This window comes from Vibrio cortegadensis (genome assembly GCF_024347395.1).
In the GTDB taxonomy this organism is placed as follows: domain Bacteria; phylum Pseudomonadota; class Gammaproteobacteria; order Enterobacterales; family Vibrionaceae; genus Vibrio; species Vibrio cortegadensis.
In genome coordinates this window covers 1,920,139-1,944,951 of sequence record NZ_AP025472.1, presented here as the reverse complement: position 1 = coordinate 1,944,951, position 24,813 = coordinate 1,920,139, and the positions used below count along the sequence as shown (strand labels likewise).

Genomic DNA, 24,813 nt, shown 5'->3' with positions numbered 1-24,813 from the left:
CTTTATTTAGCTTGGGATGGTAAGGATTTATGTCAATTATTTTAGGAATCGATCCGGGTTCTCGCATTACAGGTTACGGTGTGATCAAACAAAATGGTCGCCACCTACACTATTTAGGTAGTGGTTGTATCCGTATGTCTGAAAAAGAGCTTCCAGGGCGACTCAAGCAAATATACGCCGGAGTGACGGAGATCATCACTCAGTTTCAACCGGATGTATTTGCCATTGAACAAGTCTTTATGTCGAAGAATGCCGATTCAGCTCTCAAGCTAGGTCAAGCCCGTGGTAGTGCGATTGTTGCCGCAGTGAATGCCGATTTACCCGTTTATGAATATGCTGCGAGGCTAATTAAGCAAGCGGTTACCGGTTCTGGTGGAGCAGATAAAGCGCAAGTTCAGCATATGGTGATGACGATGCTAAAGCTACCAGCCAAGCCTCAAGCGGATGCCGCTGATGGGTTAGGTGTGGCAATTTGTCATGCGAATACCAATAAAACATTGATTGCATTAGCTGGGAAAGCGACAGGAGCAAAAAGAGGGCGTTATAGGTAGTGATTTTTATTGTGGCGATCTTTTAGTCGATATAATCACTTAACGACTATTTAGCTCAAATTCATACAGTGAACAACAATAAAGAACTGGATATGTATCCAGTTCTTTTATATTCTTATTTGCGTATTTTATCCTTAAGAGAATGAATTGTGATTGGACGTCTTCGTGGAACCCTCATTGAAAAGCAGCCTCCTGAACTATTGATTGAAGTCAGCGGAATTGGTTATGAAGTTCAAATGCCAATGAGCTGTTTTTATGAATTACCAAATATAGGTGATGAGGCCATTATTTATACCCACTTTGTGGTTCGTGAAGATGCACAGTTACTTTATGGATTTAACACCGTTAAAGAGCGCGCTTTGTTCAGAGAAGTTATAAAAGCGAATGGTGTTGGACCAAAATTAGGTTTGGGTATCTTGTCGGGTATGACCGCGAGCCAATTTGTCTCAAGTGTTGAACGAGAAGACATTTCTACATTAGTGAAATTACCGGGTGTAGGTAAGAAAACCGCTGAACGTTTAGTGGTAGAAATGAAGGATCGTCTAAAGGGGTGGGGAGAAGGTGATTTGTTCACTCCTGCAACAGATGCGGCACCAAGTGATAATGGTACGATTACGAACCCTAACAGTGCCAAAGATGAAGCAGTAAGTGCGTTGCTTGCTTTGGGGTACAAGCCTGTTCAAGCATCTAAGATAGTTTCACAAGTAGCGAAACCTGACATGAGCAGCGAAGCTTTAATTAGAGAAGCGCTAAGAGCAATGGTGTAAAGTGAGAGCCACCGCTTTCGAATTTAACTATTTAAACAAATCACTATAAAAGTAGAGTAATTGATGATTGAAGCTGATCGTTTAATCGCCCCTGATAATCCAGTCTTTAAAGATGAAGATGTTATTGACCGTGCGATACGTCCGAAGAAACTGGCTGACTACCGAGGTCAGGATCATGTCCGCGATCAGATGGAAATTTTCATTAAAGCCGCACAAATGCGTGAAGAGCCTCTTGACCATCTGTTGATCTTTGGGCCTCCAGGGCTTGGTAAAACTACGCTTGCTAATATTGTCGCGAATGAGATGGAAGTGAATATTCGCACCACTTCTGGACCTGTTTTGGAAAAAGCAGGGGATCTGGCTGCTTTGTTGACCAACCTAGAAGAGAATGACGTCTTATTTATTGATGAAATTCACCGTCTGAGCCCTATTGTTGAAGAGATCCTCTACCCTGCAATGGAAGATTACCAGCTCGACATCATGATTGGTGAAGGCCCAGCAGCACGCTCCATTAAAATCGATCTGCCACCCTTTACTCTGATAGGGGCAACCACGAGAGCGGGGTCATTAACGTCACCGCTGAGAGACCGATTTGGTATTGTTCAACGTCTTGAGTATTACAATGTCAAAGATCTACAACATATTGTGCAGCGCAGTGCGGATTGTTTAGGCTTGTCGATGGATTCAGAGGGCGCACTCGAAGTAGCTCGTCGTGCCCGAGGTACGCCACGTATTGCCAACCGATTGTTACGTCGGGTTCGTGATTATGCTGAAGTAAAAGGCAATGGACACATTTGTTCAGATATAGCGGATAAAGCGCTCGACATGCTTGATGTCGATAATCAAGGTTTCGATTACATGGACAGAAAATTGTTGCTGGCCATCATGGAAAAATTTTCAGGCGGCCCGGTAGGGTTAGATAATTTAGCCGCAGCAATAGGTGAAGAGAAAGATACGATTGAAGATGTGCTAGAGCCTTATTTGATTCAGCAAGGCTATCTTCAACGAACACCTCGCGGTCGAATTGCGACTGATAGAGCGTATTTACACTTTGGGATCGATAAACAGTAAAACAACTAAGATGGTTAGACCTTTAGTCTAGAGCAATCACAAGTAAACCATCATAGCAGTACCGCTAGAAGAGCCGACTTTAAGAATAAGTCGGCTTTTTTGATATTTGTAGAACTGAAACCACCTATCGCACAATGCAATCTATGATTCCATTTTTGGTAAGTTGATTAATGCTTAGTATCGAAAGAGCGGAATATGTGGATTTTGTGTGTTTTTATTTGGGTGTTCTGTTAATAAAACAATCACTATTCATGACTTTTATCACGGACTGTAACCTTAGAGGTTAATGTTCGGTTGATCTAAATCAAGTTGGGTAAAAAGCAATCAAATTGCTTGGTGTTTAATTGACTTAAATCAAAGCAAGAATTGGTTATAAACCTTTTGAAACAATCTGATTTTAGCAGTAATATTAGCTCTAGCTATATTAGCTATCGCTTAACAAATAACTAACCATTGGAGTACATTTTCGCAACAATAATTTCTTTATTAATAACAGTTTGTGGGGTGGTTTAACATTTCACGCTGATGTTGCAGAATGTCTAACGTGTCACTCAGCCGACACAAAGGAGTTACCATGATTGACGTTGTTGATCTCTCGCGATTGCAGTTTGCATTCACGGCGATGTATCACTTCTTATTCGTTCCATTGACTTTAGGTATGGCATTTTTGCTTGCCATCATGGAGTCTCTATATGTAATGACCGATAAGCAAATCTATAAGGACATGACAAAGTTCTGGGGTAAGCTATTCGGGATTAACTTTGCACTTGGTGTGGCAACAGGCCTTACCATGGAATTCCAGTTCGGAACCAACTGGTCTTACTATTCTCATTACGTAGGTGATATTTTTGGTGCTCCGCTTGCCATTGAAGCCTTAGTTGCCTTTTTCCTTGAATCTACTTTTGTGGGTCTCTTCTTCTTCGGTTGGGATAGGTTATCTAAACGACAACATTTGGCCGTAACTTGGTTGGTTGCGTTAGGTTCAAACTTCTCTGCACTATGGATCTTGATTGCGAACGGCTGGATGCAAAACCCTGTCGGCGCAGAATTTAACTTCGAAACCATGCGTATGGAAATGGTCAGCTTTGCTGAAGTCGTTTTCAACCCTGTAGCGCAAGTTAAATTTGTTCATACTGTTGCCTCTGGTTATACCGCAGGTTCAATGTTCGTACTTGGTATCAGCTCTTACTACCTATTAAAAGGCAGAGATGTTGCCTTTGCTCGCCGCTCATTCGCGATTGCCGCCTCTTTCGGTATGGCCGCTATTTTATCGGTAATGGTTCTAGGCGATGAGTCTGGTTATGAACTAGGTGAAGTGCAGAAAGTGAAGCTTGCGGCGATTGAAGCCGAGTGGCATACCGAAGAAGCACCAGCAGCATTTACTGTGTTTGGTTTACCTAACCAAGAAGAGATGCATACTGATTTCGCCATTAAGATCCCTTACGTAATGGGTATTATTGCAACTCGCTCTTTTGATACTCAAGTGACAGGCTTACGTGATTTACGTGAAGAGCACGTAGAGCGTATCCGCACAGGTATGTATGCTTACGAATTGCTTGAAAAGCTGCGTGCTGGTGACAAGACAGATGCTAACAAAGCGGCATTTGACGAAGTTAAGAATGATCTTGGCTACGGACTTCTACTTAAACGCTATACCGACAATGTTGTCGATGCGACTGAAGACCAGATTCAAGCTGCTGCGGACGATTCAATTCCGACGGTTTGGCCTCTATTCTTCTCATTCCGAATCATGGTTGCATGTGGCGTTGCGATGCTTCTGATTTTTGGCTTTGCGTTTATTCAAACCTGCCGCCAAAAAATTGGTCAGAAGAAGTGGTTATTAAAAGCGGCGTTGTACGGCATGCCACTACCTTGGATTGCAATCGAAGCCGGTTGGTTTGTTGCTGAATTCGGTCGTCAACCATGGGCTGTTGGTGAAATCTTACCTGTGAATGTGGCGGTTTCTGCTCTGACAATGGGTCAGCTATGGTCATCACTGTTTGCCATTCTAGCGCTTTACACGGTGTTCCTAATTGCAGAAGTTTTCCTAATGGTGAAATTTGCACGTAAAGGACCAAGTAGTCTAAAAACAGGTCGTTATCACTTTGAACAAGACGAAAACTCTGTTGAAGACAAAGTTAGTCGCCAAGTAGAAGTATAAGTGAGGAAGCACAATTATGTTTGATTACGAAATCTTACGACTTATTTGGTGGATACTAATTGGTGTATTACTGGTTGGTTTCGCCGTAACGGATGGCTTTGACTTAGGTGTGGGTGCCTTGGTTACAGTAATCGGTAAAAACGATACAGAGCGTCGAGTGATGATTAATACTATCGCTCCACACTGGGATGGTAACCAAGTTTGGTTAATTACTGCTGGTGGTGCTTTATTTGCAGCTTGGCCATTAGTGTACGCAACATCATTCTCTGGCTTCTACTTTGCAATGATTGTCGCGTTAGCAGCTCTATGGCTACGCCCACTTGGTTTGGATTACCGCTCTAAAATTGAAGATCCTAGATGGCGTAAAGCTTGGGATGGTGCAATTTGTGCGAGTGGCGTGATCCCACCAGTTATTTTTGGTGTCGCTTTTGGTAACTTGTTGCAAGGCGTACCTTTCCAACTGAGTGACTTCATGATGCCAACTTATCATGGTTCATTCTTTGGTTTATTGAATCCGTTTGCTTTACTTTGCGGTGTTATTAGCTTGTCTATGTTCTTGCTGCAAGGCGCGACATGGTTACAGATGAAAACCGTTGATGAAGTACATACGCGTTCACGTACTATTGCTCAGGTAATGGGGCTTGTGATTGCAGTTGCATTTGTAGCGGCAGGTTTTTGGATTCAAAGCATTGATGGTTATGTGATTGTTAGTGCGCTAGATCATGCCGCTCCGTCTAACCCAATCAACAAAGAAGTGGTTAGAGAAGCGGGTGCTTGGATGGCGAACTTTGAAAAATACCCATTAATGTGGATTGCACCAGCGCTTGGCGTAGTCATGCCGCTAATTGCAGTCATCGCATCTCGCTTTGAGAAAGGTGCCATTGCCTTTATCGCATCAAGCTTAACGAATGCTGGCGTTGTATTCACGGCTGGTTTAGCAATGTTCCCATTTGTTATGCCATCAAGCCTAGTTCCTAGCCACAGCTTAACGATGTGGGATGCGACTTCAAGTGAACTGACATTAAACCTGATGACAGGTGTTGCGTTCGTGATGGTGCCAATCATTTTGGCATACACAACTTGGACTTATTACAAAATGTTTGGTCGTCTTGATAAGAAATTTATCGAAGACAACAGTACATCGGCTTATTAAGGAGCATTACTATGTGGTATTTCGCATGGATCCTAGGTGTGTTACTGGCATGTGCCTTTGGGATCATCAATGCTCTTTGGTTAGAGCACTCAGAAATGATGGATAAAGACAGTGAGTAATCTCACAGAGCAAGTGACCCGCTTACATGCGCCCATGAATAAAACTGTGCTAAGAGCATTAGCATTGATTTTGGGCTTCATGCATGTAGGTTTGGTTATGTGGGATCCTGATACATACGGGCAAAGCATTGGTGGTTTTAACGCAATCATCAGTCCGTTACTCATTTGGGCAATATGCTCAAGTATGATTTTTGGGATTGGTTTTAAACCAAGAGCTTGGTATTGGCAGTTATTGTTTAGCCCTTACTTCTCTCTATCCATATTGCTCTATTTAACAATGATTCGTTTGGCATCGTGATATTACATGCTGGAACAATGAGTTGAATGTTTTTTATTCGAATAGAGGCTATCTTAATCAGATGGCCTCTATTTTTTTATACTCAATTCAAAAAAAGCTGTGACTTTTATACTAATCAGTAATTGATGGGTTATAGTATTTGCTTACTTAAGCTAACGATGGTTTTAATTTAATCAATATGGCAGAAACATTTAACTGGCCAGTGACGATTTACTATGAAGACACCGATGCTGGTGGTGTGGTTTATCATTCAAACTATCTGAAATTCTTTGAACGCGCACGAACTGAGATGCTGCGAGCAAAAGGAATTAGTCAGCAAGTATTATTGGAACAAAACATCGGCTTTGTAGTCCGACATATCGATATAGATTTCTTACAAGGAGCCAAGTTAGATGACAAGCTTACTGTTGCCTCTTATCTAACTGAAATGAAACGAGCTTCATTGATCTTCTGTCAAGAGATCGTCAATCCTGATGGCGACATATTGTGTAAAGCCATAGTTAAGGTAGCATGTATCGATAATATGAAAATGAAACCCAAGGCGATGCCTAAATCAATTATTTTGGAGTTTACCGACAGTGAATGCTGATATTTCTATTCTCGATCTCTTTTTACAAGCTAGCATCCTAGTTAAGATCGTAATGTTAATTTTAATGGGAATGTCTGTCGCTTCCTGGGCGATGATCATTAAACGTAGCAAAGTACTTGCTGCTGCCGCGAAAAATACCGAAACCTTTGAAGATAAATTTTGGTCGGGTGCGGACTTATCCCAGCTATATCAAGACGTAAAAAAGCGTAAGGATGATATTACAGGGACGGAAGAGATTTTTTATTCAGGTTTTACCGAGTTTGCGCGATTACGTAAGAGTAATGCAGCCTCTCCTGACTTTATTATGGAAGGGACAGGCCGAGCCATGCGCGTCTCTGTTGCACGTGAAGTTGATGAACTTGAAACTAATTTACCTTTTCTTGCTACGGTAGGTTCGATTAGTCCTTACATTGGTCTATTTGGAACCGTTTGGGGGATCATGCATGCCTTTATCGCCCTTGGTGAAGTTAAACAGGCAACTCTTGCCATGGTTGCTCCGGGTATTGCTGAAGCGCTGGTTGCAACAGCGATGGGTCTATTTGCCGCTATCCCTGCAGTAATGGCTTACAACCGCTTAAGTAACAAAGTCAGTAAGTTAGAACATAACTACGCGACATTCTCTGAAGAGTTTCACAGCATTCTTCACCGTCAAGCAATGGCGGGAAGGGAGTAATCGATGGCGGGTTATCAACGCAAAAAGCGTAAAATGACTGCTGAGATTAATGTTGTTCCTTATATTGATGTCATGTTAGTCCTGCTCATCATCTTTATGGTGACATCCCCTTTTGTTACACAAGGGGTTGATGTAGAGCTACCAACTGCCTCAAGTGCGAAATCAGCACCTGAGTTATTAGGTGATAAAGCGTCAAGTTTCATTATTGTCGAAATAGACAAAGAGGGTAATTTGGGCTTAAGCGTTAATAATGAAGATGTGCAGCGAGGCTTGTCATTAACGGACGTTATTGTACGAGTGAAAGCTGAATTGTCGATAAACCCTGAGTCACCTGTTGCTGTTGGTGGGGATGCTGCGACGCCATACTCTGACGTTGTATTAGTCCTTGATGAATTAAGCCAAGCGGGTGTACCTAAAGTTGGGTTATTAACGGACATAAAGGGATAAATTTCCGTATTAGCATGAAAGAAAACAATAAAAAAAATAACAGTCGAGGTAGCTACGGCGGACCAGTTGCCATTTCTTTAGGCTTACATGCCATATTGGTTGTGGGTCTGCTGTGGGGAACAGATTTTACCATGTCGAAACCTGAAGTTTCAGGACAGATGGTTCAGGCTGTGGTTATCGATCCGCAACTCGTGCGTAAGCAAGCTCGTGAAATTAGAAAGCAACGCGAAAGTGCGGCTAACAAAGAACAAGATAGACTTGAAAAATTAAGACGCGAAAGCGAACGCCTAGAGAAAAATCGAAAAGCAGAAGAAGAGTCGATACGTAAACTCAAAGAACAACAAGCTCGTGAAGCTAAAGCGACACGCGCAGCGGAGAAAAAACGCAAAGCGCAAGAAGAGCGCGTTAAGAAAGAGCAGCAGAAGGCAAAAAAAGCGGAGGAAGCCCGTAAGCTGAAAGAGATTGAACTCAAGAAAGCAGAGCAAAAACGCGTAGCGAAACAAGCCGCGATTGCACAGGCTGAGAAAGAACGAGTAGCAAAAGAGGCCGCCATTGCCAGAGCGGAAAAACAACGTATAGAGAAAGAGAAAGCCGCAGAAGCTGCGAAAGAAAAAGCGCGACGAGCAAAAGAAGCAGCAAAAAAAGCGGAAGCGGATCGTATTGCAAAAGAGAAAGCGGCAAAGAAAGCAGCAGACTTGGCTAAGAAAGAGCAAGCTCGATTAAAGCAATTGGAAAAAGAACGCAAGCAGCAAGAAGAGGCGATGAACAATATCTTTTCTGGCCTTGAAGATGAAGCGTCACAAAATAATTCTGCAAAGCAGCAGTTCATCACTTCTGAAACGGATCGTTACGGTGCAATTTACACTCAATTGATCCAACAAAATTTGTTACTAGAAGACAGCTATAAAGGAAAGTCTTGTAAAGTCAATTTAAGACTAATCCCAACGGGTGCTGATGCTATGTTGAGTAATTTGTCGATTATTGGTGGTGATACTAGGTTATGCGCAGCTACTAAAAGAGCCGTAGCTCAAGTTCGTTCTTTTCCATTGCCAAAAGATTTGAGTGTAGTGGAAAAGCTTAAAAATATTAATTTAACCGTAGTACCAGAGTAAAAGGAATAACTTGTGTTTAAACGACTGATCATTGGGTGCCTGTTGGTTATTTCGAGTAGTGTTCAACTTGCGAATGCCGCTCTAGAATTGGTGATTACGGACGGAATAAATTCTGCGCGACCAATTGCGATCGTTCCTTTTAAATGGGACGGTACGAAACCATTACCACACGATGTGTCTGCCATTGTGGCTTCAGATTTACAACGTAGTGGTAAATTTAGTCCGATAAAAATCAGCAAAATGCCTCAAACTCCCTACAACGAGGGTGAGGTCGATTTTGATGCTTGGACAAGTTTAGGCGTTGATTCACTGCTTACCGGTTCTGTTACTCAAAATGCAGAGGGCAAATTTGTCATCAATTACCAATTAGTTGATGTGATTCGTGGGCAGTTAACTCAAGGACAAAGCAAAGCTCTGAGTACTGATGGACAGCTTGTATTGTCAAAAGACCATGTCCTATTTAGCAAAAGAGCGGTCATTGATGGCAAAAGAATGCGTGAATATGCTCACCGTATTTCTGATTTAGTTTATGAAGAGTTGACTGGGGAAAGAGGCGCATTTCTAACTCGTATCTCTTACGTCGTCGTGAATGATAAAGATAAATACCCCTACCAATTACGCGTAGCCGATTACGATGGATACGATGAAAAACTTGTGTTGCGTTCTAAGCAACCGTTAATGTCTCCCGCTTGGTCTCCTGATGGTCGACAGCTTGCGTATGTGAGTTTTCAAAATGGACAAGCTGAAGTTTTCATCATGGACATTTATACCGGAAAGACGGAAAAAGTAACGTCATACCCTCGACACAATGGTGCGCCAAAATTTTCACCTGATGGCAAGACATTGGCTATTGTCTTATCTAAAACGGGCAGCTTGCAAGTTTATACATTGGATTTAGCAACACGTAAATTGACTCAAATAACGAGCGGTAGATCAAATAATACAGAACCGTTTTGGCATCCTGATGGAAAATCCTTAGTTTTCACATCGGATCGGGGTGGTAAACCTCAGATTTATAGAGTAAATTTGGCAAATGGTTCGACTAACCGTTTGACTTGGCAAGGTAGCCAGAATTTAGGCGGCCAAATAACGCCAGATGGACGATTCCTCATTATGGTGAATCGCAGTAATTCTGGTTTCAATTTGGCAAAACAAGATTTGGAGACTGGTGCCGTTCAAGTGTTAACCAAAACACTCTTGGATGAATCACCAAGTATTGCCCCAAATGGCGGAATGGTCATTTATAGCTCCATTTATAACAAGACCAATGTATTATCCATGGTTTCTATAGATGGTCGATTCAAAGCTAGATTACCGGCAACAAATGGACGTGTAAGAGCGCCCTCATGGTCCCCGTTTTTGTAGCGACTCAGTTTGATAAAGTAAGGAAATAAAAAATGCAACTAAACAAAGTTCTTAAAGGGTTACTTATTGCTCTTCCTGTATTAGCAGTAACAGCATGTAGCTCAAGCGATGATGCAACTTCAACATCTGGCACTGAGACTAACCAATCTACAGCGGGTTCTTCAAATGGTGTGGATACAACAGTTGTTTCTCCAATCGGTGAGAACGCAGCACTTTCTGAGCAAGAGCTAAAAGAGCAAGCTCTTCGTGAAACTCAAACTATCTACTTTGCATTTGATAACTCAACAATTGCTGGTGATTACGAAGATATGTTAGCTGCTCATGCCGCTTACTTAAGCAAAAACGCATCACTACAAGTGACTATTGAAGGTCATGCTGATGAGCGTGGTACTCCTGAGTACAACATCGCACTTGGTGAACGCCGTGCCGCAGCTGTTGGTAAATACCTTCAAGCTCTAGGTGTTCAAGCTGACCAAATTAGTATTGTAAGCTACGGTGAAGAGAAGCCACTTCTTCTTGGCCAGTCTGCTGACGTATACGCTAAGAACCGCCGCGCAGTTCTAGTATACTAATCGAGGAATTGCCTCATGTTCAGTAACACTAAGCGTGCTGTTACGCTTACGTTACTGGCAAGTGCAGCGAACTTTGCGTTCGCTGCACCAGCTCCAGTATCTGACCTAAACAGTACCTCTTCGAATTCTGCTACGTCTTCTAGTATTTCTGCGTCAAATTCATCTGAAACTGATATCCAACGTTTGGAACGCTTGCTGAAAAATCGCAATCGCGTTCAACTGCAAATGCAACAACAAATGGATGGAATGTTACTTGAGATCAGTGAATTAAGAGGCGAACTAGAACGAAACAGCTACGATATGAAACAGATGTTAGAACGCCAGCGCGAACTATTCATTGAGTTAGATCGTATCCGTAGTGAAGTGAAAAATAGCTCTGTCCAAGCACCGAAAGTGGATGCTAAAGACAGCGCCGTAACAGGTGGAACTTTCAGCTCTGATGTTGATGAGCAAACCGCTTACCAGAATGCGGTTGACTTGATCCTAAAGCAACGAGACTACACAGGTGCCATTACTGCATTTAAGCAGTTCCAAGTCGATTTCCCTGACTCTGCCTTTGCTTCTAATGCACATTATTGGTTAGGCCAATTGTACTTTGCGAAGAAGCAAGATAAAGACGCAGTGAAAAGTTTTGCAGCCGTGGTTTCTTACAAAGAGTCAAGTAAGCGAGCGGATGCATTAGTTAAGTTGGGAGATATTTCAGCGAGAAATAATAACTCCGATCAAGCGAAAAAGTACTATCAGCAAGTCATTAGTGAATATCCTGGAAGTGCTTCAGCTAAAGTGGCTGCTACGCATTTATAGGTTTGCTACCCATATACAAAACAAGGTTGCTGAGGCAGCCTTTTTTGTTTTTGAATCCTTTTTGATTCAAAACCTAGTCAAGGTTATACTATTTGGATTATTGGAAGTTGCTAGAGCAAAACAATGAGCCATATACTGGACACCATCGACACTGTATACCCTTTCCCTCCGAAACCGATGCCGCTTACTCTTGAAGAGAAGCAGTTGCATATTTCGAGAATTAAAACGCTTCTCAAAGAAAAAGACGCGGTTTTAATTGCCCATTATTATACCGATCCTGAAATTCAGGCACTAGCGGAAGAAACTGGCGGTTTTGTCGGTGATTCTCTTGAAATGGCCAAGTTCGGAAATCGTCATTCGGCAAGTACATTGATCATTGCTGGTGTTCGTTTTATGGGTGAGTCTGCAAAAATATTGACCCCAGAAAAACGAATCCTCATGCCAACCTTAGAAGCAGAATGCTCACTAGATTTAGGTTGCCCAGCAGACAAGTTTACAGAATTCTGTGACGCTCACCCCGATCATATCGTTGTTGTCTATGCGAATACTTCTGCTGCTGTGAAAGCGAGAGCGGACTGGGTAGTCACATCAAGCATCGCATTAGAAATTGTTGAGCATTTAGACGCAGAAGATAAACCAATTATTTGGGGGCCTGATCGTCACTTAGGCTCTTACATCGCGAATCAAACCGGCGCCGACATGCTGTTATGGCAAGGTGAGTGTGTGGTTCACGACGAGTTTTCTGCTAAAGCATTGAAGGATATGAAAGCGGTCTACCCTGAAGCTGCCATTCTTGTTCACCCTGAATCTCCAGCTAGCGTGGTTGAGCTTGCAGATGCTGTGGGTTCTACAAGCCAACTGATAAAGGCGGCGAAAGAGCTTCCTCAACAAAAAATGATCGTGGCGACGGATAAAGGTATCTTTTTCAAGATGCAGCAACTTGTGCCAGAGAAAGAGCTAATTGAAGCGCCAACTGCAGGTGCAGGTGCAACATGTCGTAGCTGTGCTCATTGTCCGTGGATGGCAATGAATGGATTGAAAGCGATTGAGCAGGCACTGACAGAAGGCGGTGAGCAGCATGAGATCTTCGTAAGTGAAGAACTTAGAGTGAAATCGTTGATTCCATTAAATCGTATGCTGGATTTTGCAGAACAGCTTAATTTAAAAGTGAAGGGCAACGCATAGCGCGGACGCTTTTTATACTATATTTATATAAAGCCAGCTTTAATGCTGGCTTTTTTGTGGGCGAGAAAACGTGATATTGAAAATCCTATATAACGTTGATTAATCAAAAGTTTTAACGCATGATGAATGTTAACAAATGTATTAATAAGGTAGGCAGTAGATGATGATTTGGTTGCAGTTCAAACGTTGGGCTCATGCTAACCTGTTTGAACTCAATGGACGAAACTTGTTGATTGCCTTTGTCGTTTATCTAGGCGTGAGCTGGTGTTTGTTAAGAGTGACAGGAGAAAGCGCATTAACCGCTTCTTTTACTGACTTCATTTATTATTTAGCCGTGACGGCTTCAACGGTTGGCTATGGCGATATGTCACCGGAAACCAATGCTGGAAAGTGGGCTGTGATGCTGTTTGTTATTCCAGGTGGCTTAACATTATTTGCGGCATTACTTGGGCAATTTGCTAGCGTTGGTATTGAGTATTGGCGCGCTGGTCTATTAGGGAAAAGAAAAATGAATGTTGAAAACCATATTTTATTGCTGGGCTGGAATGGGCAGCGAACCATTCACTTAATAAGAATGCTTCAACATGAAGAGACAGGACGCAGACCCATCGTACTATGCAGTCGCTCAGATATCGAAAATCCGTTACCAGGCGAGATTGGGTTTGTAAAAGTAACGAGCTACACAGATAGCCAAGAGATGGAGAATGCGCAGATAGCAGAAGCAAGCTGTATCTTAATTGACAACCCCGAAGATGATATTACGCTTTCAGCTGCACTGTACTGCTCAAACATCAACCCTACCGCGCATTTACTTGTCTACTTCAAAGACGAAGCATTAAGCCGCTTATTGCACCAACATTGCCCTAATTCGGAATGTATTCCTGCGATCGACACTGAAATGTTAGCAAAAGCGGCCGTTGATCCGGGTTCAAGTGCACTGCATCAAGAGTTATTAAGTTCAACGAGAGGAATGACACAGTATTCAACTATCTTTCCTATGGACAAAGATGAAACACTAATTGAGCCTATTTTCCATATGTTCAAATCCGAGCATATGGCAACACTGATTGCAATAGATGCAGGCGAGGGGATTGAACTTAACCCTGAGTTAAAAACGGTAGTTAAACCTGGGACGAAGATTTTTTATATTGCTGATGAAAGGCTTGAGCACTTTGATTGGAATAAGCTCAATTAGATATAAATGAAAGCTTCTGTCGATGAATAATAAACAAAGGCCAATGAATACTGGCCTTTGTTTATTCTAATAACGGTATGTTTACTTTAATGAGATCGTTTTATCGAGCTTATTGATTCTCAGCTAATGCAACGCCTTTTTGGGTTAGACCGCATAGCATAATTGGCATCGCATTAAATATCTCTTCAAACTGCTCAAGTCCTTCAATGCCTTGTTCTTTTAAGGCCGTGATTGATGTCTCTGGATCGTAAAGCATACTTAAAGAGAGCAGCACGCCACCGAGTAAGGCGTTATCTTCGCTCTCTTCTGGCATTAACGTCTCCCAGTCATCACGACTAAGTTGCCAGCCTTGAAGTACGCCTTCACAAAAATCTCGTGTGGCTTCATTCACAATCTCTTCTTCATCAAGCTGGCAAATGGTAGGCCAAACCCATTCACCGTCAAGAAGCGCAGGGCGGAAGCTATTCCACAGTTCAATGACTCTTTCTACGTAAGTTTCTAGCTGCTCACCATCAGAAAAAGGAGCGGCTTCTTCCCCCCCCCATAGAAACGAAAGCCATTCGTGCGGTGTTAAGACGTTCGGAGCGGCTGCCATTGCAGTCACGAATCCATATGTTTTCGCTTCATTAATTAATTTATCTTCGAGCTCTGGTAAAGACAGAATTTCTTGTAATGTCAAAATAGAATACCGTATCAGTTAAGAGGGTGTAGAATGAAGTGGCTATCTTACCAAGCAATAGCAAAGGGAAAAAGACTTGATGTGCTGAGTTAATCACTATAAATTTTAATGAATAATTGAAAAGTATCGAAGAAATATGGATATACGTTCGTCACTTAAGAAAAAAAGCATCATAGCACTGGGCCTTTACCTTTGCTTTTTCATTGCAATTATTGGCAGCGTAACCTACTGGGTGGTAGAGCCGCCAGTAAGGGATAAACTTGTCCGCAATTTAGACTTGCGCTCAGAATTACTTTCCGCACAAATCAATGAACCACTCAATAGCTCTTTAGGGGTTCTATTCTCAATAGTCGGCATTGTGCAAACTGATCAAACCCAAGAAAAGCTCGACGAGGTTTTTCGGTCCATCTTTTTATTAAGCGATAACATTGTAGTGAGTGGTGGCATTTGGCCGCAGCCTTACAGCATTGATCGCAACATTCCTTATTCAAGCTTGTTTTACAACAGAAGCAATACTGGTGAGATCGATCAGATAGTCTCTTGGAATAATCCAGAAGCGGCAGGTTATCATAAGGAGTCATGGTACACCGAAGTGGCTGGTCGACCAGAAAAAACTATCTCGTGGTCTGATGTATATATCGATTCCTATACACATATACAAATGATCACCGCTTCTACACCGTACTACTTAAAAGGGCAGTTTGCAGGCGTCGCAACCGTTGATTTGTCTTTGGCTGGTTTGATTGATTTTGTCAAAAAGCATGCTGAACAGTACGATCTTGGCGTGGTGTTGCGTGATAATTATGGAAAAATATTAACCGAACATAATTTTAAGGTTGTCGATAATATATACATCAGTCGCTATACATTCGGTGCCTTTGATTGGCAAATTGAAGTGGTTAACTCTAAACGGTTAGTGTCCGATGAGGTGTTCGAGCAAGTGATGAATATCGAATTAGGTATCGTGCCATTACTGCTTATTTGTGTCATGGCTGGCTATTATCTTCTTAGTCGCTATTTAATTAATCCAATAACCGTCATCGCCAGAAAAGTGGATGAATCGAAGCAGGGTGGGATCATTGAAATTTCTTATTCAAGCAGAGATGAAATACGGCATTTGGTTGACGCTTTTAATGAGAAAACGGTTTATTTAGAAGAAGAGAAAATCAAAGCGCAAGCATCGACTGAAGCTAAATCTTTGTTTTTGGCAACTTTATCTCATGAAATCCGTACGCCAATGAATGGGGTGTTAGGAACGGCTCAAATTCTACTTAAAACTGAACTTACAGAGGCTCAAGAGAAATATTTAAAAACTCTTTATGACTCTGGAGAGCACATGATGACGCTGCTCAATGAGATTTTAGATTTTTCTAAAATTGAACAAGGTCATCTTGAGCTAGATCGAAGTGGGTTCCCAATCGACTCAATTGTCGGCAGTATCAATAGTGTCTATTACACATTATGCACTGAAAAAGGGCTTCAATTTAAAGTGTATTCGGAGATCCCTACCGGACGTTGGTATTACTCGGATAAAGCGCGCTTACGGCAAATATTATTTAATCTTCTTAATAACGCGGTGAAGTTTACGTCTCGTGGTTTTGTTGAGGTGTATTTAAAAGAGTACGAAGAAGATGGAAGCGAGTTTTTATCTATAAGGGTTAAAGATACAGGGATCGGAATCTCGAAAGAGGCGCAGAAACGAATCTTTAATCCATTCGAACAAGCTGAATCAAGTACTACACGTCGTTTTGGCGGTACAGGGCTTGGTCTTACGATTGTTAAACGGATCGCGGAGCTTATGGGCGGAGGAGTATCGGTTGTTAGTGAGGAAGAGATTGGTACTAGCTTTGAAGTGAAAGTGAAGATTGCCGCATGTAAACCAGGCTCAAAACAATCCCTGTTACAGCAGAAGTTAGATTACTCAGGACTGCGGGTATTGATTGTTGAAGATAATCGTACTAATACCATCATTATTGAAACCTTCATGAAGAATAAAGGCTTTGAATGTGTATGTGTTGGAAATGGAGAAGAAGCTCTTCAAATCGTTGCGGAGCAGAAGTTTGATTTAATTTTGATGGATAATCATATGCCTGTGATGGACGGTGTTGAGTCGATCTCTGGTATTCGATCACTTAGCCCCCCTATGAGCACGGTTCTGATCTTTGGATGTACAGCTGACGTATTTCGTGAAACTCGTGAGAGGATGCTAGGGGTTGGCGCTGATTATATTATTGCAAAACCGATAGATGAACGTGAACTGGATGACGCGTTGTATCGTTACGCCAGAAAATTATATCAGTACCAAACTGAGTCAACAGCCGTAAAAAATGTAGAAGAACTTCTTGTTCAGTTCTTTATTGAGCTTGAAAATTTGCATATTTCTCAAGCAAGCGCGACATTGGATCAGCTTAAACATTTATGCTCAAGGCCAATATCTCCCGCTCTTGCCATTTTGCTTCAAAACATAGAGTCATCATTGCAACTTAATGCCGTACCGAAGCAAAGTGATCTCGACCAGTTAACCTTACTTCTTATAAATAACTAAAATGTAATTTACTTACTGATAATACTCGTTATTTGACTGGTTATTGAGCAGTTGTCCAAAAAGCAGTGTTATAAGCTGCTTTTTTAATCTTAATTAGTTATTAATTTACCCTCCCGTTATTACTTTGATATTTATCACTTTAAAATATGTGTTTTAATAGCGCAAATGACTGGCTGGTTATTTAAAGCTGGTTTTATATTGCGGTTTAATTGTGATTTAGTAGTGATAAGTGTTGGGGTGTGGTAATGAAGGCTAATGGGTCATTCTGTTTTCGTAATGCGGCAGCAGATACGTTTGCAATGGTTGTCTTTTGTTTTATTTCGGGAATGATTGTCGAAGTGTTCATCTCTGGAATGAGTTTTGAGCAATCTTTGGCATCTCGTGTTCTATCTATTCCCGTAAATATCGCGATTGCTTGGCCTTATGGAGTATTTCGAGATTGGTTTATACGCAGTGGTTATAAAGTATCAACATCAAAACTAATGAAGAATGTTTCTGATCTATTAGCATATGTCCTTTTCCAGTCACCAGTATATGCAGGCATTCTGCTTGCAGTTGGGGCATCGACCGATCAAATTATTACAGCAGTTTCAAGTAATGCCGTCATCTCTTGTGGTATGGGGGTGCTATATGGCTACTTTTTAGATATGTGCCGTAAGTGGTTTAAAGTTCCTGGCTATTACCAAACGGCTTAACTTGCTTACTTTGGTTTTATTTTGATCTAATTAGCTACTTAATGAACAAACAAACGTGTAATCTGACTTTTTTCGCCAATTTCACTTGACCGAAATGAGTTAAATCATTAAATTAGCGCCTCGTTGACCAAGCAGTTAACGAAATACGGTGAGTTGTCCGAGTGGCTGAAGGAGCACGCCTGGAAAGTGTGTGTACGGCAACGTACCGAGAGTTCGAATCTCTCACTCACCGCCACATTCTTGAAGAAAGACGTCTTAGGGCGTCTTTTTTTATGCCGGTAAGGAAATGCAAACCTGTCTCCAGTAACACCTCTTATACTCATCCGCTTGGTATTATCATAGCGAGCTGCTGATAGCATGCCGTGTGAGATCTGATGAAAGCATACCTAAGTCAGAGTATTAGGCTTAAATACTGGCTGAGCAAACTGATATCAGATATTGTTACTACTGATTGGCAAGAGTCTATCTTCATAAAAATAAACAAGAATCTGGATACCAGGGCAAGGAATCACGGTATGAAAAGTGTCTTTAGTGCGGCTATTAAACGTTTTAAGTTGGCTCACCGTTCAATTCGAATCGGTACTTATATTGTGGCGGCCTATGCTTCTTATGCATTGTTAATAGGTTTAGCTTTACCTGCTGCCATAGAGTCCCAATTACCAAAACAGCTTCACCAATTCATCGGGCGTGATGTTAGCGTTCAAGACATTAAAGTGAATCCTTTTCTACTGAGGATTGAAGTTAATGACTTCATGATCGCAGAGAGCGATGGAATCAATCGCTTTGTTCATTTTAAGCAGTTAAAAACACAGTTTAATTTTTGGCAAAGTATTATCACTTTAACACCGACATTAGAGTATTTTTCTCTAATAGAGCCTCAAGTTCAACTGACGAGATTAAGCCAAGATAGCGCGTCGACAAGGTTTAATTTTACAGACATTATTGAGCATATTGCGGCTTTACCTCAAAAGTCCTCCTCCGAAATCCAGCAGGAAGAATCAAATCAGACTGTTGAAAAAGTGTTTCCCTTTAAAGCGCTGACAATCAATTTATCGAATGCTGCCATCGACATTCACGATAGACAAACAGGCGTAACGCTTGGCTATCACGACATTAACTTTGAGCTAAACGAACTTGATACTCAGGCCCAAGTCTTTGATGCTTCGCAGAAGAGTGCAGCTGCAACGCCTCTATCGACAAACCAATTTGTTCTAGAACTGTCTGGAAGCGATAAGAGTCGTATTGAATTTAACGGGCAGTTTCAACTTCAGCCGCTACTCGCAAAAGGCGACATCGGGGTATCTGCGATCCAGTTACCACCCTTATGGCCGCTAAGTGAAAATATCATCAGCGCTAATTTGAGTCGTGGTGCCATTAACTTCAACTCACATTTCTCTGTGAGTGAATTGCAAGAACAAATCAATATTCAGCTTAATCAAGGGCGATTTTCTATCGATGATTTAGCGTTTGAGTATGATGGTAAGCCCAAAGTGAAATTGGATGAACTGGCACTTGATGGTATTAAAATAAGTACTGCTGATAAACAGGTAGATCTTGAAGAATTATCGGTTACAGGTTTATGGGGGGATGCAGCATTAAATAGTAAGGGGTTAGATTTACCTCGTTATTTCACTCCAACTAACCGAGAGCAAAAACAGGTGGATGTCATTACGTCTGAACCTTCAGAAAGTGATACTTCTCAAGATGCGGCATGGCGAGTGAATCTGGAAAAAGTTGCACTTATACAAGCAGATTTGAACCTCGAAGATCGTTTTGTGAGTGACAATATGCACTGGCGAATCTTTCCATTAGATTTTGAAACGGGTGCGTTAAATAGTGATTTAACCGATCCTATTCATTATAAACTTGATTTAGCAATAGGCTCAGAGTTTAACAAAGCGCCGACCAAAGCTCGTGGTCAATACAGCGTGGAAGGCTTGGCAGACTTAATGAATGAAGACTTTGTGGCGCAAATGAAACTTGTATCGCTGGATCTGACACAGTTTCAACGCTACATCGCTCCGCATCTCAACCTTATTGTGGATAACGGTACGCTCAGTACACAAGGCTCCTTGAGTGCCAACAGTAAAGGAAAAGCTATTTTTCAAGGGCAAAGCTCAATAGATAACTTAGTCATAAAAGATGTGCTTGAAAAAGAACCTCTGCTTAAGTGGGAGAGTATGTCGCTGGAAGCGTTGCATTTTGACCAGCAGAAAAAACGGTTGAAAATTGATACCATTTTATTCAACAAACCGTATGCTAAAGTTCTTGTAACGAAAGATCGATTGACTAATATTGGTCAAATAACGAAAAAACAAGAGAGCGTAGAAGCAGAAAGTAAGAAAACAGAAGCTCAAAAAACAGAAGGAAAAAAAGCGTCCTCAGTAACGTCCTCTCAATCGGCTGAACCACAGGTTGTAGCCTCTACTTCTAAGGAAAAACAAGGTAGTGATAAAAATACCTTGTCGCTTGATATTGATAAAATTGCGTTTATAAATGGCTCTGCCTTTTTTGCCGATTACTCATTGGTTCCGAACTTCGCTTCAGGAATTGAAATGCTAGAAGGCAGTATTCAGCATATTTCATCCAATCCTCAAACTCGTGCGAAAGTGGATATCAAAGGCAAAATTGATAAATACGCACCGGTCACCATCCTTGGAGAAGTAAACCCTCTAGCACAGCCTCCTTATCTAGATTTGGATTTCAAATTAGAGAGTGCTGAATTGACATCGGTGAGTCCATATTCTGGGCTTTATGCGGGGTATTACATTGATAAAGGTCAGCTATCTATAGATATCAATTACCGTCTAGAAAACAATATCTTGGAAGGCGAAAATAACGTTGTTGTGGATCAATTGACGCTAGGTAAACGTAGTGAATCTGATCTTGCGACGAGTCTACCCGTCACGCTTGCGATTGGGTTGTTGAAAGATACGGATGGCGTTATTGATCTTGGTTTTGGAGTCTCTGGTGATGTCAATAGCCCTGACTTTAGCTTCGGCGGTGCAATTTTAACCGTCTTGGAAAACCTGATCACGAAAGCGGTTACCGCTCCATTTTCATTATTAGCGGATATGGTTGGCAGTGATGAAGAGCTCGATTATGTCGAATTTGAACCGGGAACTTCAGAGCTGAATGAGGCTGGTGAACAGAAAATTGTTTTACTCGCAAAAGCACTCAATGCAAGGCCGAATCTAAACCTTAGCGTTGAAGGCTCCGTCTCTATTAAAGACGATTCGGCTAAAATAGCAGAAGACGAGTTACAGCAGAAACTATTAAAGAAAAGTGGTCTTGCTAGGCTTCCTGAAGATTTAAGTGCGAGCCGTATTCCAGATACTGGGCCGCTGAAAGAAGCACTAGAAGTGGTAGCCGTTGAAGAGTTAAAAATAGATCTTGCTCAAGAGCGTCTAACTTTACAGGAAAAAGTCGCAGAGCCAGAACAAATATCTAAAGCGCTTTCTATTAGTTTATACAACCAACTGCTTTCGGCACAAGACGTCTCGTACCAAGAGTTAGGTGAATTGGCTCAGGAGCGAGCGAAAGCAATCAAAACGTCGCTATTGGTTAATAAAGTGCAAGCAAACCGCGTATTCATCATGGATAGCAAAACAAAACTTAAAACTGAAGAGCATAAAGCGTTGCTCACGATTGACTCAAACTAATTAGGGTCAACTTTAATAGAATGCTCCTTATCCAAATAGGGAGCATTAAAGTGCGCATGATTAATTGTCAATAGAGCTTGCGAGTTGTGGATACTTTCTTTGATAGCGCGGCAACATCGTTTCATTACCGAGTAGCCCACCTTGATGAATATACAGTAGGGTTTTCTCTGGGTTTTCTGCGCTCCATCGGTCTAAGCATTGCCACATTAGAGGGTCATAAAGCAGGTCGAATTCAATGTCGGTTTGTTGCTCTAAATTTAGCCACGTTTGGTAATCTTGTTGATAGAGCTTGCCAAAGTGGTGCTTTTTATCCAGAGACAAAATTTCTGGGTGATCGCTTTCACCTAATTCATCAAATTGGCTTGTCAGATAATCATTCCCACCCACACAGGCACAGGTAATCACAGGAATGTTATGTGTTTTTAAATGCTTATGAAGATAGAGTGCCGTCGTCCCCGTCCCTGAAGGTAGGGCAACCACGAAATTATGATTCGGTTCAAATCGAACCCAACTCAGTATCTCTCTTGCGAGTTGCTTCACGCCATATTCGGCGAGAGGAGATCGGCCACCTTCTTCAACATACAAACATTCTTCGGCTGGCTGTCGAATCTCTTCAATATAAGATTTTGGATGCAGTTCTGGTGCAACTTCGGAAAGATCAATAATATTAGCGCCAAGTTCGAGCGCTCCACGATAATTACCTCTTGGATATGCTTTAACCGATGCTGGAATATGATCAACATAAAACTCGAAAGACCAACCCTTTATTCGAGCCAGAGCCGCTAATGAATAGAATGAATTGGCCTGCGCAGATCCATAAGATATCAGAGTGGTGACTTTAGGGTAGTCACTCTCTAGTATGTTCATAAATTTACGAGCTTTGTTACCTGAAAAGTGGGAATGGAGTTGATCATCACGCTTAAGAAAGAAAGTGCTTTTCTGAAATTGATGTTGGGTTATAGGGCTATTGTCTAATTTCATACAACAAAATGTTTAACTAAGTTGGGCACAGTATCTAGTAGTATGGTTAAAGAGTAAACCAACAATAATTATAGAATACAATTTACCGCTATCCGCTAATGTAGATAAGCGGATAGCGATAATCAGTTATGAGTCGGCTAGGGGGATTGATTTTTGAAGTGATGGAAACGTAACGACAGCTTCGCAGCCTCCGCTTTTATGGTTGCTTAGTGAGAAAGACCAGCCATATCGTGAACATAAATCATCAACAATGAGCAAGCCTAAGCCATGTCCATCTGCGGAAGGCTTCTCAGTTAGCCCTTCACCTTGATCTTTTATGTTTATATATTCTGATGTCATCCTTACTTCAACAACGCCTTGGTTCGTTGCAGCAATGGCATTTCGTACTAAATTGCCAATGATCATGTTCATGACCGCTGTAGTTGCTTGAACTTGAGGTGAGGTTTCAATGGTGCATTCCACATTTACTTGCTTTAAAACAGCCTGTTCCGAATTTTGGTCAAGAATCGATTTGAGTTCAGATTCACTAAATTCTCGCATTGGCTCTGAATCATGGTCACGTTCATAACGCACTAGACCGAGTAAGGCGTCGACCATGGTTGACATCTGATACGCCGCATCATCGATTCTTTTGATCTGTCTTGTCTGAAATTCATTATTATCACCACGGCTCAATAGTTTATTTGAGCCTCTAACGACAGTCAGTGGTGTTCTGAGTTCATGGCTTGCGTAGCGTGCAAATGCCTGCTCCCGCTTCAAAAGAGAGTTGATTTCATGCCGATAATGGTTCATCTGATCGGCTAACAATTTAAACTCAACAGCAGCGCCATTATTGATTGAAAACGCTTGATCCACTTTGCCTTTATTGGTTTCTAGTTGTTTGGATAATGAATTAATTGGCTCGATCAGACGTTGCGAAAGTCGGTATAGTAGTGCGCCGAATAGTAACATCAAGGTTGTGACAAGCCCCATGACAACAGAGACAGAAAAAATAATTTCATCTAGTTGAAGTTCAACTTTGTCGATTTCACTTAATAGAATTATTGGAAACTGAGTGCCATTTTTTGAAAACTCACCTACATAGACCATTCTTGAATGTGGATCGTCACCCACTTCGCCTAGAAAAAAAGTCTTATCTTGAAAGAAAGGTAAGTACTCCTTCGGAATGAGATCCCAGTCATTATAGGCATCTGTTAATATATCAATGGTGATGACCCCATCTTCACCAGCTTGATAACGAGAAATAGCTTCGTTACGATCAAGTATGATCCGTCGTTCGCCAACTCTATCTTCTGACCAATGTATTGCGCTGTAAAAAATGGTGTAACTCACTCCTCCGACAACGGTCGATAGCAGTGCGAAAAATAGAGCTAACCTGCCCGTTAAACTTTTTGTGCTGGAGCGAAAGGTATTAATCACTGGCTACCTCCAAACGAAACCCTACTTTTGGCACTGTAATTAACATTGGGGAAGAAAAAGGCTTATCAAGCTGATTTCTTAATTGATAGATATGACTTCTCAGAACGTCATTGTTGGGTTCGTTTTCTTGCCAAAGTTTGTTTGCTATCTGTTCGCGAGTGACAATTTCAGGTGCTTGTTGGCACAATAACTCAAGAATTGTATAGGTTGTTGGATTTAGTGAGAGTCGTTTGGAGTCTCGGTAAGCTTGATGTGTTTTTTGATCGATAACCAGGGAGCCATAACTCATTTTGGTGCTTGCTACACTGCCACGATAGCGATTGATTAAAGCATTCATTCGAGCTTCAAGGATGTCTAAATCAAAAGGTTTTGTTAGGTAGTCATCAGCACCATGTTCAAAGCCTTTAAGCATATCTTCGCGGTTATCTAGCGCGGTTAACATCAATATTGGAGTGCAGTTGCCTTTATCTCTCAGTTGATTACAAACGGTTAACCCATCCATACGCGGTAGCATTAAATCAAGAATGATGATGTCAAAGCTTTGTTCGAGAGCCAGTTGTAAGCCTAGCTCGCCATTGTCTGCGTAATCCAGTTCCATTCCAATGCATTCGAAGTAATCAAATAAAACGCCAGCGACTTCTCGGTTATCTTCAACTAACAGTACTTTCTTCATTTTTAAAATCTACGTTTAAAGGTGCTTTCCTATGATCATGATTTGATGTGAAAAAGATGTCAACGACATATCTTCCACATTGACTAGTAGACAATGC

At 41.6% G+C, this 24,813-nt stretch carries 23 protein-coding genes and 1 tRNA gene; 20 read left to right on the top strand and 4 right to left on the bottom strand.

Translation table 11 applies throughout. The annotated features are described in order from the left end of the window. Positions 1–29: 29 nt before the first annotated feature. From ruvC to OCV39_RS09110, 16 genes are all read left to right on the top strand, one after another. Positions 30–551 (top strand): crossover junction endodeoxyribonuclease RuvC, encoded by a 522-nt coding sequence (gene ruvC, locus OCV39_RS09185; protein ID WP_017051969.1) that lies wholly within the window; start codon positions 30–32, stop codon positions 549–551. Positions 552–700: 149 nt separating this feature from the next. Next, positions 701–1,318, top strand: coding sequence for a Holliday junction branch migration protein RuvA (gene ruvA, locus OCV39_RS09180; RefSeq protein WP_017051970.1), 618 nt, complete (start codon positions 701–703; stop codon positions 1,316–1,318). Positions 1,319–1,381: 63 nt separating this feature from the next. Then, entirely contained in the window at positions 1,382–2,389 is a 1,008-nt protein-coding gene (gene ruvB / locus OCV39_RS09175; RefSeq protein WP_017051971.1) for a Holliday junction branch migration DNA helicase RuvB, read from the top strand. A 574-nt stretch (positions 2,390–2,963) separates the two neighbouring features. Then, entirely contained in the window at positions 2,964–4,550 is a 1,587-nt protein-coding gene (cydA, locus tag OCV39_RS09170) for a cytochrome ubiquinol oxidase subunit I (protein WP_017051972.1), read from the top strand. Positions 4,551–4,566: 16 nt separating this feature from the next. Beyond that, positions 4,567–5,703, top strand: a complete 1,137-nt coding sequence (gene cydB, locus OCV39_RS09165) for a cytochrome d ubiquinol oxidase subunit II (RefSeq protein ID WP_017051973.1) — start codon at positions 4,567–4,569, stop codon at positions 5,701–5,703. Positions 5,704–5,714: 11 nt separating this feature from the next. Further along, positions 5,715–5,822 (top strand): cytochrome bd-I oxidase subunit CydX, encoded by a 108-nt coding sequence (gene cydX / locus OCV39_RS09160; RefSeq protein WP_000270284.1) that lies wholly within the window; start codon positions 5,715–5,717, stop codon positions 5,820–5,822. Continuing rightward, a complete protein-coding gene (gene ybgE, locus OCV39_RS09155) occupies positions 5,815–6,120 on the top strand; it encodes a cyd operon protein YbgE (RefSeq protein WP_017051974.1) in 306 nt (101 codons plus the stop codon). Before cydX ends, ybgE begins: the two co-directional genes overlap by 8 nt. A 178-nt stretch (positions 6,121–6,298) precedes the next feature. Further along, on the top strand, positions 6,299–6,709 hold the full coding sequence (gene ybgC, locus OCV39_RS09150; RefSeq protein ID WP_017051975.1) for a tol-pal system-associated acyl-CoA thioesterase: 411 nt from the start codon (positions 6,299–6,301) through the stop codon (positions 6,707–6,709). Further along, complete coding sequence (gene tolQ, locus OCV39_RS09145) at positions 6,699–7,382, top strand: protein TolQ (protein WP_017051976.1); 684 nt, start codon at positions 6,699–6,701, stop codon at positions 7,380–7,382. The genes ybgC and tolQ overlap by 11 nt, the downstream gene beginning before the upstream one ends. 3 nt (positions 7,383–7,385) lie before the next feature. Beyond that, positions 7,386–7,829, top strand: coding sequence for an ExbD/TolR family protein (locus OCV39_RS09140; protein ID WP_017051977.1), 444 nt, complete (start codon positions 7,386–7,388; stop codon positions 7,827–7,829). A 14-nt stretch (positions 7,830–7,843) separates the two neighbouring features. Beyond that, complete coding sequence (gene tolA, locus OCV39_RS09135) at positions 7,844–8,941, top strand: cell envelope integrity protein TolA (RefSeq protein ID WP_017051978.1); 1,098 nt, start codon at positions 7,844–7,846, stop codon at positions 8,939–8,941. Between the two features lie 12 nt (positions 8,942–8,953). Beyond that, positions 8,954–10,306 carry a Tol-Pal system beta propeller repeat protein TolB gene (gene tolB / locus OCV39_RS09130; RefSeq protein WP_261888339.1) on the top strand — a complete coding sequence of 451 codons (1,353 nt, stop codon included), beginning with the start codon at positions 8,954–8,956 and terminating at the stop codon, positions 10,304–10,306. Between the two features lie 32 nt (positions 10,307–10,338). Further along, the gene (pal, locus tag OCV39_RS09125) at positions 10,339–10,878 is read left to right on the top strand and encodes a peptidoglycan-associated lipoprotein Pal (protein ID WP_136993761.1); all 540 of its coding nucleotides are present in this window, start codon (positions 10,339–10,341) and stop codon (positions 10,876–10,878) included. A 15-nt stretch (positions 10,879–10,893) separates the two neighbouring features. Further along, a complete protein-coding gene (gene ybgF, locus OCV39_RS09120) occupies positions 10,894–11,682 on the top strand; it encodes a tol-pal system protein YbgF (protein WP_171756562.1) in 789 nt (262 codons plus the stop codon). A 123-nt stretch (positions 11,683–11,805) separates the two neighbouring features. After that, positions 11,806–12,867, top strand: a complete 1,062-nt coding sequence (gene nadA / locus OCV39_RS09115; protein ID WP_017051982.1) for a quinolinate synthase NadA — start codon at positions 11,806–11,808, stop codon at positions 12,865–12,867. Between the two features lie 160 nt (positions 12,868–13,027). Next, positions 13,028–14,062, top strand: a complete 1,035-nt coding sequence (locus OCV39_RS09110; RefSeq protein ID WP_261888338.1) for a potassium channel protein — start codon at positions 13,028–13,030, stop codon at positions 14,060–14,062. Positions 14,063–14,171: 109 nt separating this feature from the next. Here the strand turns inward: OCV39_RS09110 and OCV39_RS09105 are convergent, their stop codons facing one another. Next, positions 14,172–14,741 carry a UPF0149 family protein gene (locus OCV39_RS09105; protein ID WP_261888337.1) on the bottom strand — a complete coding sequence of 190 codons (570 nt, stop codon included), beginning with the start codon at positions 14,739–14,741 and terminating at the stop codon, positions 14,172–14,174. 136 nt (positions 14,742–14,877) lie between these two features. Between OCV39_RS09105 and OCV39_RS09100 the strand changes: the two genes are divergently transcribed. The 4 genes from OCV39_RS09100 (at position 14,878) to OCV39_RS09085 (ending at position 21,643) form a co-directional block, all read left to right on the top strand. Continuing rightward, positions 14,878–17,286: a hybrid sensor histidine kinase/response regulator gene (locus tag OCV39_RS09100; RefSeq protein WP_261888336.1), complete on the top strand. Its 2,409-nt coding sequence runs from the start codon at positions 14,878–14,880 to the stop codon at positions 17,284–17,286. A 245-nt stretch (positions 17,287–17,531) separates the two neighbouring features. Then, positions 17,532–17,981, top strand: a complete 450-nt coding sequence (locus tag OCV39_RS09095; RefSeq protein WP_017051986.1) for an L-alanine exporter AlaE — start codon at positions 17,532–17,534, stop codon at positions 17,979–17,981. Between the two features lie 147 nt (positions 17,982–18,128). Further along, positions 18,129–18,216: transfer RNA gene (locus OCV39_RS09090), tRNA-Ser, on the top strand. A 280-nt stretch (positions 18,217–18,496) separates the two neighbouring features. Next, positions 18,497–21,643, top strand: coding sequence for a DUF748 domain-containing protein (locus tag OCV39_RS09085; protein ID WP_261888335.1), 3,147 nt, complete (start codon positions 18,497–18,499; stop codon positions 21,641–21,643). 60 nt (positions 21,644–21,703) lie between these two features. On the opposite strand, the gene OCV39_RS09080 is transcribed toward OCV39_RS09085, so the two are convergent. The 3 genes from OCV39_RS09080 to OCV39_RS09070 all read right to left on the bottom strand — a co-directional run bounded on the left by OCV39_RS09080 (position 21,704) and on the right by OCV39_RS09070 (position 24,716). After that, complete coding sequence (locus OCV39_RS09080) at positions 21,704–22,624, bottom strand: pyridoxal-phosphate dependent enzyme (RefSeq protein WP_261888334.1); 921 nt, start codon at positions 22,622–22,624, stop codon at positions 21,704–21,706. Positions 22,625–22,750: 126 nt separating this feature from the next. Then, on the bottom strand, positions 22,751–24,043 hold the full coding sequence (locus OCV39_RS09075) for a sensor histidine kinase (RefSeq protein ID WP_261888333.1): 1,293 nt from the start codon (positions 24,041–24,043) through the stop codon (positions 22,751–22,753). Beyond that, positions 24,036–24,716 carry a response regulator transcription factor gene (locus OCV39_RS09070; protein ID WP_171756413.1) on the bottom strand — a complete coding sequence of 227 codons (681 nt, stop codon included), beginning with the start codon at positions 24,714–24,716 and terminating at the stop codon, positions 24,036–24,038. The genes OCV39_RS09075 and OCV39_RS09070 overlap by 8 nt, the downstream gene beginning before the upstream one ends. Between the last annotated feature and the right edge of the window lie 97 nt (positions 24,717–24,813).

Excerpts from the sequence above, each read along its gene's own strand:
- OCV39_RS09140 (WP_017051977.1), top strand. The coding sequence starts at position 7,386 with ATGGCGGGTTATCAACGCAAAAAGCGTAAAATGACTGCTGAGATTAAT.
- OCV39_RS09110 (WP_261888338.1), top strand. The coding sequence starts at position 13,028 with ATGATGATTTGGTTGCAGTTCAAACGTTGGGCTCATGCTAACCTGTTT.
- ruvC (WP_017051969.1), top strand. The coding sequence starts at position 30 with ATGTCAATTATTTTAGGAATCGATCCGGGTTCTCGCATTACAGGTTAC.
- OCV39_RS09070 (WP_171756413.1), bottom strand. The coding sequence starts at position 24,716 with ATGAAGAAAGTACTGTTAGTTGAAGATAACCGAGAAGTCGCTGGCGTT.
- ruvB (WP_017051971.1), top strand. The coding sequence starts at position 1,382 with ATGATTGAAGCTGATCGTTTAATCGCCCCTGATAATCCAGTCTTTAAA.
- cydB (WP_017051973.1), top strand. The coding sequence starts at position 4,567 with ATGTTTGATTACGAAATCTTACGACTTATTTGGTGGATACTAATTGGT.
- nadA (WP_017051982.1), top strand. The coding sequence starts at position 11,806 with ATGAGCCATATACTGGACACCATCGACACTGTATACCCTTTCCCTCCG.
- cydX (WP_000270284.1), top strand. The coding sequence starts at position 5,715 with ATGTGGTATTTCGCATGGATCCTAGGTGTGTTACTGGCATGTGCCTTT.
- cydA (WP_017051972.1), top strand. The coding sequence starts at position 2,964 with ATGATTGACGTTGTTGATCTCTCGCGATTGCAGTTTGCATTCACGGCG.
- OCV39_RS09095 (WP_017051986.1), top strand. The coding sequence starts at position 17,532 with ATGAAGGCTAATGGGTCATTCTGTTTTCGTAATGCGGCAGCAGATACG.
- ybgC (WP_017051975.1), top strand. The coding sequence starts at position 6,299 with ATGGCAGAAACATTTAACTGGCCAGTGACGATTTACTATGAAGACACC.
- OCV39_RS09080 (WP_261888334.1), bottom strand. The coding sequence starts at position 22,624 with ATGAAATTAGACAATAGCCCTATAACCCAACATCAATTTCAGAAAAGC.
- tolA (WP_017051978.1), top strand. The coding sequence starts at position 7,844 with ATGAAAGAAAACAATAAAAAAAATAACAGTCGAGGTAGCTACGGCGGA.
- OCV39_RS09085 (WP_261888335.1), top strand. The coding sequence starts at position 18,497 with ATGAAAAGTGTCTTTAGTGCGGCTATTAAACGTTTTAAGTTGGCTCAC.
- ybgF (WP_171756562.1), top strand. The coding sequence starts at position 10,894 with ATGTTCAGTAACACTAAGCGTGCTGTTACGCTTACGTTACTGGCAAGT.
- OCV39_RS09100 (WP_261888336.1), top strand. The coding sequence starts at position 14,878 with ATGGATATACGTTCGTCACTTAAGAAAAAAAGCATCATAGCACTGGGC.
- pal (WP_136993761.1), top strand. The coding sequence starts at position 10,339 with ATGCAACTAAACAAAGTTCTTAAAGGGTTACTTATTGCTCTTCCTGTA.